Below are 450 nucleotides of genomic sequence, written 5' to 3' on the forward strand. Positions count from 1 at the left end.
GCCGCCAGCTTTCGGATGCGCGGATGGTTCTCCAGCGCCCACCGCACGGTCTTCGGCGGGCGTCCGAGCAGGGTTTCGAGCTGGTCGGTGGTGCCGCGGTAGCCGCCGCCGCCCATCAGCCGGGGCAGGGTCTTCAGGTGCTCGGCGGTGTGCGGGAGCGCGGCCAGGGCGGGGTCGACGTAGGTTTCGTTCCAGGTTTCGACGTCTTCGGGAACGTACGTGACCTGGCGTCCCAGCGCGGCCGCGTAGTCCTCCGCGAACCCGTGCATGTCCTTCAGCTCCGGGCCGGTGAGCGCGTAGGACTCGGAGATGTTGACGAACACCTCGATGTCGCCCTGGGCCCCGTGCCGCCGCGGCCATCAGGCTGACGGCATCGGTGTAGTACGGCGACAGGCTCATGCTGAAGTAGATGCGCCGGACGCCCTTCAGCGCGGCGGTCACGTCGGCGAT

1 pseudogene is annotated in these 450 nt (G+C 69.3%); it reads right to left on the minus strand.

The annotated features are described in order from the left end of the window. A pseudogene (locus AC5P09_RS52145) lies at positions 1–323 on the minus strand (hydroxylase); the annotation flags it as partial. Between the last annotated feature and the right edge of the window lie 127 nt (positions 324–450).

It is taken from the genome of Streptomyces sp. a15 (assembly GCF_059026085.1).